Consider the following 5,523-nt stretch of genomic DNA (forward strand, 5'->3'; position numbering starts at 1 on the left):
CCTTGATTTGCAATGATAGCCGTTTCAGCTCCCTATAATTTTGACTGACAAAAAACGCTGCATCTATGACGACTATAAGGAACATACCATTGAGTTTAACGAGACGACTCAGCGGTATTGGTTAAGGCTACGTGGCAGGTCACAGATAGTCTCCATTGATGCAGCGTTTTTTGTCAGTCAAAATTATAGGGAGCTGAAACGGCTATCATTGCAAATCAAGGTAATGGGGCAGGCACCGTATAGGCTATTGCCTGTCGGTGGCAAGGACAATAAGGCAACGTTATCGTTTAATAGTCTTATGGAGCTTGCTAATTATGTTGATGAAGTAGGACGCAAGGGAACTAATATACAGCGATATAAAGGGCTAGGCGAGATGAATCCAGACCAGCTGAGAGACACCACTATGGATATAAGTAAGAGGCGTTTATACCGCGTTAGCGTTGAAGATGCTGAAGAAGCTGACAGGCTATTTTCACTCTTAATGGGCGATTTAGTTGCACCACGACGTGAGTTTATAGAAACGAATGCGTTGAATGTGGAAAACTTGGATATATAGGCTACTTCCGCTGGTATTCCTGCTCTTGTCCGCTTGCGGTCACGTGCGTATGGCGAGTGTTCAGCGGGATTATGATAAAATGGTGCAGTCTAGGAAGACCACTATTAGTTGCAACTTTGCGCAAATTGCGCTTGGGGGAATTAGTGCTAGTGGCTCTTACTGTGGCACTGATGCTAAGAATTACGTTGTCAATTGGACTAGTTATGACGCTTATGAGCCATATATATGGCTACCTTACAAGAAACGATTGCTTGAGAGCGTGTCTGCACATCGCCCGAATAGTTTAGCCTATTATAGCATATTAGCGGATAATAGCAGTGCTTTGTCCTATGCAGTCAGTGTGGGCAAGTCGTATTATATAGCGATACACAAGGCTGACTTGCTCGCTAGGCTGTTTATTTATCCGCCTGATGCTCATTTACCCGCCTACGAGCTGGAGCGGGTGGATATATTACACAGGGAGGAGGACGAAGACGCCCTCATTCATAGGTTCAAGCAAGTTGACATTTTGCGGGCGGTGACAGCTGCTCATGACGATGGGCTATCTATCACTAGGCGACTGCATGGTGGCAGTGTGGTGATAAGATTTGTTCATAGAGCTAAAGAGCCTACCCTGTTGCTCTTAAAGGACAACTCAAAGGACAATTCAGAGGAGTTAGCCAATATTCGCAAGATTTATCAGACACTAGGACGGGAGATAAGAACGGATATAGTTGTTGGGCAGTTTTACAATATAAGACAACTGCCACAAGAGTGTGTAGATAAAGCTAGGTTTTATGCTGAGCTAGACGAAATGGACTTTTACAAATCAGAAATAGACAAACAATGGGAGCAGTTATCAGACGCGAGGGGGGCAAAATGCTCCCCTGCACAGGAGCATATCGCCAACAAACTGCCGATGTTCATTGAGAATGAACGGCGGAAGAAGTGAATGTTATTTACTACAGATAAATCCTGCCATTTTACATCATCTTTACAAATCTATCTTGTTTCAGAAAGCCTATCATATCAATGTTATCATTCGCTAGCATTTTAGTGACGTCAGCCACTAGGTCTTCTGCCGCTTTCATATCGCGTATGCGCGAAAATTCACCGCTCTTGCCCGACATTTTTAGCTTGCGCATAGCATACTCTAACCGGTTGATTTGTGCATTAACCGTTGCCACAGTATCTATTTCGTTTTGAGGTGAGCTAGACGTCACACCTGATGTCAGTTCGTTGACTCTCGCTTGCAACCCTAGCAGTGACGAACCGTTCATAGTCTCGTCTAAATCTACCTTGCTTATAATGCTCTCTGTTTTATCAGCAAGCCCATCTACCAATCGAAGCAGTTCGTCTGTGCTGTATGAATCATCACTGGGACCAGCTTGACCGATAGTATTCCTCTGTTCCTGTCCGTGTCCTAATAGTTCTTGCAGTGCCATTTGTATTCTCCTTAAACAAAATTCGCGCACATCCACACGGGGAGGCTATCGGCAGATTTTAGAAAAACTTTAGTAAAATTATTTGACAAGCTATGCGCTATATATTAGGCTATATAGTGGATTTTAGCCATATTAGGGAGGGTATTATGAGCGATAATAAACTTGATGTAAAAGTGGGGGTAGGCGGCTACATTGCGCTTCTCTTTGCTATCTTGTTCTTCTCAGGCGTTGTGCCGTTGCTTGCAAAATACGCAGGCGACTGGGTTAAGGCAGTTGACTTTTCAAGCCTGCTAGGTAGTTTCGGTAAGATTGCCGGTGCGGGTGATTTTCGTGGTTCTGGTGGTTCTGGTGCTAAGGACGGCTTTCTGTTTGCCTTGACGCTAGTGCCTGCAGTTATGTTTGCGCTTGGCGTAGTTGAAATTATTGACTGGCTGGGCGGGCTAAAAGCTGGGCAAAAAATATTGACCCCCGTGTTGCGTCCGTTATTAGGCATACCTGGTCTTTGTGGGCTTGCGTTAATATCAAGCTTGCAGTCAACTGACGCTGGTGCGGCTATGAGCAAGGGGCTGAAAGAAGATGGGCTTATCACTGAGGATGAAAAGACTATCTTTATGATGTTTCAGTTCACGTCTGATGCTACTATTACAAACTTTTTCTCATCAGGTGCGGCGATTATAGTGCTGGTTACACCTGTTGTGCCCCCAATAATAGCAATATCATTCTTGGTTATGTTTTTGCTGAAGATATTTGCGGCAAATGTTATGCGGGTTTATGTGAAGAAGTTCGGCGGGGAGGCGTAAAATGGCTGATGCTAATTTCAAAAAAACGATATTTGACATATTCGTTGACGGGGCTAAGAAGGGCTGGGCAATTGTTACATCTAGCACTATTCCGAACGTGGTTATGGCGTTTATTATCATACAGATACTTAACGTTTCGGGCTTGCTAAAGATAATCGGCAAAGTGTTTGGTCCTGTTATGGGGCTATTTGGGCTACCGGGCGAGGCTTTTACAGTGCTACTGAGTGGCTGGCTCTCTATGGGTGGAGGTTGCGGTGTTGCGGCTAAATTGTTTAGTGATGGCACATTAAACACCACGCACCTTGTAATACTATTACCAGCGATATTCTTAATGGGCTCGCAAGTTCAATACTTAGGGCGTGCGCTTGGCACCGCTAACATTCAAGGGCGTTATTATGGCATAATGATAGGGTTATCTATCCTAAATGCTGTCATCAGTATGTTTATAATGCGTCTTGTTGCAGCTTTTTATATCTAGGGTGTTTAAGGGGCTTTAGGGGGTTTGTTATGGAACGAGTAAAAGAGATTAGAAATTATTTGCATACTATACCAGAGCCTAGCAGTAATGAGGTTAAGACGTCTGCTTACTTGGCGGGCGAGCTTAAAAAAGCTGGCTTTGAAGTAACGACTAATGTAGGTGGGCATGGCGTAGTAGGGTTATTAAAGGGGACGGACTCTGGTCCCGTTGTGGCTGTGCGTGGCGATATGGACGCACTGACGCACGCGATAGGTGGCAAGACGGTATGTGTCCACTCCTGCGGGCATGATGCTAACTGTGCTATGGTGCTTGCCGCTGTGGAAGAGGTGGCAAAAACAGGCATTAAACGTGGCACGTTAAAGGTAATCTTTCAGCCTGCTGAGGAGAACCTTATGGGTGCAAAGGGCGTTATTGAGGCGGGTGCGGGTAAAGACATAGACTATATGTTTGGCATACATCTGCGTCCGAAGCAAGAGGCTGTTTTAGGACAAGCAACACCTGCTCTCTATCATGGTGCCAGCGGGCATCTGCTTGCTACAATTCATGGCACTACTGCGCATGGAGCGCGTCCGCATTTAGGCGTTAATGCTATTGATGCGGCGGCTCTGGTGGTAGGTGCGATAAATGGCATTTGGGAAGACCCAGCTGACACTTGGTCGGCTAAGGTTACTAAGTTCATATCAAACGGCATTATCAATAATGCGATACCCGATGGCGTGGATATGGCGGTAGATATGCGTGGGCGCACTACGGAGCGGCTGAATAGTATCATTGATAAGGTTAAAAATATGATAGCTATAGCTCCAACGGCTATTGGTGCGACTGGCGAAGTGACGTTCTGCGACTGGGTGCCTGGTGCAGCTTACGATGACGAGGCGGTGGGTATCTTGTCTGATGGGATAGTGGCTGTTATGGGACAAAGTGCATTAGTGCCTAAGATTGCATCAAGCGGTGCGGACGATTTCCACTACTACAAATATAACAAGCCTGCTATTAAGGCGGCGTTTGTGGGCTTGGGGGCTGATTTAACACCTGGACTGCACAACCCAGAGATGAGCTTTAATGATGATGCTCTGCCTAGCGGAGCTGGTATTATCAAGTTTGGTATAAACAAGCTGTTGAATTAGCGTGTATCCGTTTAATTTGCAACTTGACGGGGTAGATGTTTTATTTGTGGGTGCGGGGGCGGTGGCGACTAGACGCATTGGCGAGTTGCTATCTCGCTCCCGCCCTAATATTACAGTCGTTGCCCCTATTGTGTCAGCTGAAATTGAGGAGCTGGCACGGACTTATAGCTCTGTTAGATTAGTCAAACGTCCGTTTGAGCTGGCAGATTTAGAGGACAATTACCGCATTGCTATAGCTTGTACGTCAGATAAGGTGCTGAATGCTGATGTGGGTAGGCGAGCGCGTGAGCGTGGGACGTGGGTAAATGTGGCTAGCGACAGAGCGTTATCAACGTTGCATTTTCCCGCTGTGGCTGATGTTGATGGGGTGCTGGTAGCGGTTAGCACGGGTGCTGTCAGCCCTAAACTAGCAAAGGCTGTGAAAGATGCGATTTCAGAAGAAACTAAAAAGAACAAAAAATAATGCATGAAGTTGGCATTGCCCGTTCCATTTTAGATAGCGTAGCCAGCGCTGCACGAAAAAATGGTGCTGATGCTGTAAAGTCGGTCAAATTACAGGTAGGTTCATTGTCAGGGGTGGAGGCTAGCTCGTTGCAGTTTGCGCTGGATGCTGTAAAAGCGGGAACTATTGCGACTGGTGCGGAGTTTATCATTGAGCGAGTGCCTGCGGTAGGTGTTTGTGGCGAATGTGGCAAGACTAGCACACCCGACACGTTCTTTGCCGTCTGTGAGCATTGCGGCAACTTATCACTAGACATCACAGCGGGGCGGGAACTAAAGATAGACTATATTGAGGTGTAGGGCTATAGTCTCCGCTTTCTAATAGTGGTCACCGATTCCCCGCCGATACCCCAGTTGTCTGTTTCTACCTCTTCAATAAGCACCATTGTTGTGGCTTTGTTCTTACCCAGCACGTTGTGCAACAAATCAGTTGCACCGCTTATGAGTGCCTGCTTTTGCTCAGCGGTAGTATTTCCCTCTTTGGTTATCTTAATGTTGACTAGTGGCATAAAGCTCCTCCGAAAAAAATTAAAAAGTATTAGAAAATATTTCCAAAATACTATAATATAAAGTATATAAGAGTTTGGCAGACAATGCAACAACAAAGGAGTGACTTATGCAGGTTAAGAAGATAATC

General features: G+C 45.8%; 9 protein-coding genes. 7 read left to right on the forward strand and 2 right to left on the reverse strand.

The window, feature by feature from the left end; all coding sequences use genetic code 11:
* The first annotated feature begins 40 nt into the window (after positions 1-40).
* Together AC1MDJ_RS06570 and AC1MDJ_RS06575 are read left to right on the forward strand one after the other, a co-directional pair.
* Positions 41-556: a hypothetical protein gene (locus AC1MDJ_RS06570; RefSeq protein WP_479690135.1), complete on the forward strand. Its 516-nt coding sequence runs from the start codon at positions 41-43 to the stop codon at positions 554-556.
* On the forward strand, positions 534-1,487 hold the full coding sequence (locus AC1MDJ_RS06575) for a hypothetical protein (protein ID WP_479690136.1): 954 nt from the start codon (positions 534-536) through the stop codon (positions 1,485-1,487). The genes AC1MDJ_RS06570 and AC1MDJ_RS06575 overlap by 23 nt, the downstream gene beginning before the upstream one ends.
* Before the next feature lie 31 nt (positions 1,488-1,518).
* Here the strand turns inward: AC1MDJ_RS06575 and AC1MDJ_RS06580 are convergent, their stop codons facing one another.
* Complete coding sequence (locus AC1MDJ_RS06580) at positions 1,519-1,980, reverse strand: hypothetical protein (RefSeq protein ID WP_479690137.1); 462 nt, start codon at positions 1,978-1,980, stop codon at positions 1,519-1,521.
* A gap of 146 nt (positions 1,981-2,126) precedes the next feature.
* Between AC1MDJ_RS06580 and AC1MDJ_RS06585 the strand changes: the two genes are divergently transcribed.
* The 5 genes from AC1MDJ_RS06585 to hypA are packed head-to-tail and all read left to right on the forward strand — an operon-like array spanning position 2,127 to position 5,186.
* A complete protein-coding gene (locus tag AC1MDJ_RS06585) occupies positions 2,127-2,780 on the forward strand; it encodes a hypothetical protein (RefSeq protein WP_479690138.1) in 654 nt (217 codons plus the stop codon).
* 1 nt (position 2,781) lies between these two features.
* Positions 2,782-3,258: a YjiG family protein gene (locus AC1MDJ_RS06590; protein ID WP_479690139.1), complete on the forward strand. Its 477-nt coding sequence runs from the start codon at positions 2,782-2,784 to the stop codon at positions 3,256-3,258.
* Positions 3,259-3,287: 29 nt separating this feature from the next.
* On the forward strand, positions 3,288-4,385 hold the full coding sequence (locus AC1MDJ_RS06595; RefSeq protein WP_479690140.1) for an amidohydrolase: 1,098 nt from the start codon (positions 3,288-3,290) through the stop codon (positions 4,383-4,385).
* Between the two features lies 1 nt (position 4,386).
* Positions 4,387-4,848 (forward strand): precorrin-2 dehydrogenase/sirohydrochlorin ferrochelatase family protein, encoded by a 462-nt coding sequence (locus tag AC1MDJ_RS06600; protein ID WP_479690141.1) that lies wholly within the window; start codon positions 4,387-4,389, stop codon positions 4,846-4,848.
* Positions 4,848-5,186 (forward strand): hydrogenase maturation nickel metallochaperone HypA, encoded by a 339-nt coding sequence (hypA, locus tag AC1MDJ_RS06605; RefSeq protein ID WP_479690142.1) that lies wholly within the window; start codon positions 4,848-4,850, stop codon positions 5,184-5,186. The genes AC1MDJ_RS06600 and hypA overlap by 1 nt, the downstream gene beginning before the upstream one ends.
* 2 nt (positions 5,187-5,188) lie before the next feature.
* Here hypA and AC1MDJ_RS06610 read toward each other — a convergent pair whose 3' ends face one another.
* On the reverse strand, positions 5,189-5,395 hold the full coding sequence (locus AC1MDJ_RS06610) for a tautomerase family protein (protein WP_479690143.1): 207 nt from the start codon (positions 5,393-5,395) through the stop codon (positions 5,189-5,191).
* Between the last annotated feature and the right edge of the window lie 128 nt (positions 5,396-5,523).

This window comes from Candidatus Termitispirillum reticulitermitis (genome assembly GCF_054655775.1).

Bases quoted from the DNA above. Each gene is read 5' to 3' on its own strand.
- AC1MDJ_RS06575 (WP_479690136.1), top strand. From the start codon at position 534: ATGTGGAAAACTTGGATATATAGGCTACTTCCGCTGGTATTCCTGCTC.
- AC1MDJ_RS06580 (WP_479690137.1), bottom strand. From the start codon at position 1,980: ATGGCACTGCAAGAACTATTAGGACACGGACAGGAACAGAGGAATACT.
- AC1MDJ_RS06585 (WP_479690138.1), top strand. From the start codon at position 2,127: ATGAGCGATAATAAACTTGATGTAAAAGTGGGGGTAGGCGGCTACATT.
- AC1MDJ_RS06590 (WP_479690139.1), top strand. From the start codon at position 2,782: ATGGCTGATGCTAATTTCAAAAAAACGATATTTGACATATTCGTTGAC.
- AC1MDJ_RS06595 (WP_479690140.1), top strand. From the start codon at position 3,288: ATGGAACGAGTAAAAGAGATTAGAAATTATTTGCATACTATACCAGAG.
- hypA (WP_479690142.1), top strand. From the start codon at position 4,848: ATGCATGAAGTTGGCATTGCCCGTTCCATTTTAGATAGCGTAGCCAGC.
- AC1MDJ_RS06610 (WP_479690143.1), bottom strand. From the start codon at position 5,395: ATGCCACTAGTCAACATTAAGATAACCAAAGAGGGAAATACTACCGCT.